Genomic DNA, 1,041 nt, shown 5'->3' on the forward strand with positions numbered 1-1,041 from the left:
AAAATTATCGCTTGTGACAGCTTTTGTCTGTGATTAACCAGTGAACACTTTTTATCCTTGAACTTTTTGTGGGCTAGCGGTATAACACGCACCCCAGTAAAAGAGTAAGAAGTCCTATTATGACCAATCCATTTTGGCAAGAAAAATCACTAGAACAGATGACCGAGCAAGAGTGGGAATCGCTTTGTGATGGTTGCGGCAAATGCTGCCTGCATAAATTGATGGATGAGGACAGCGATGAAGTCTACTACACCAATGTGGAGTGTAGCTGGCTTAATAGCAAGACTTGCTCGTGTAAGGATTACCCAAACCGTTTCAGCTCAGGTGAAGAGTGTCTTAAACTCACTCGTGACAAGATTGATGAGTTTCATTGGTTACCAGATACATGTGCCTACCGTCTTCTGTCAGAAGACAAAACACTCCCAGAGTGGCACCCATTGATCACCGGCTCTAAGTCAGCAATGCATGCTGCGGGCGAAAGTGTACGCAATAAAGTGGTGTATGAGATTGATGTTGTTGATTGGGAAGACCACATCATCAACCACCAAAATCGCGCTTAGTGTTGCATCACCGCGAGTAAAGATTGAAAAAAAGGCTCACATTTCTGTGAGCCTTTTGCTTAGTTAGGAGGGTCCAAGCAAGTGGACATCGTCATGGCTAATGTCAATTAAGTGGTAGTTCTGCAACCACCTGATTGAACGCAATACGAGCTTTTTGTGCTTGTTCAGACAACTCAACTTTCTTCGCTTGTGCAGCGCTCAGGTTACTTTCTGCAAGCTCCAGTGCTTGCTGCAGTTCTTCGGGCAATTCAGGCGTTTCCATTTGAGAGCCTTGTTCAAGAACATATGCTCGAATTTCTTTCTTCACATCTGCTAGCGCTTTGTAGGCAGAGCGTTCTAGCTCAGCCGCGTCTCGTGCAGCATCTGTAACTCGTTCAAATTGAGCCAGAGCCATACCTTCTGCGGACCAAGGATCCATGTCTGGCAGCTCTTCGATGTTGATCGTAGGCTCGATGTAATCATCTTGATGGCGCAGGTCGAG

General features: G+C 45.7%; 1 protein-coding gene and 1 pseudogene. One reads left to right on the top strand and one right to left on the bottom strand.

The window, feature by feature from the left end:
* Positions 1-119: 119 nt before the first annotated feature.
* Positions 120-560, top strand: coding sequence for a YcgN family cysteine cluster protein (locus tag KIV40_RS27430; RefSeq protein WP_285352363.1), 441 nt, complete (start codon positions 120-122; stop codon positions 558-560).
* 103 nt (positions 561-663) lie between these two features.
* On the opposite strand, the pseudogene KIV40_RS27435 reads toward KIV40_RS27430, so the two are convergent.
* A pseudogene (locus KIV40_RS27435) lies at positions 664-1,041 on the bottom strand (choline transporter); the annotation flags it as partial.

It is taken from the genome of Vibrio sp. D173a (assembly GCF_030248475.1).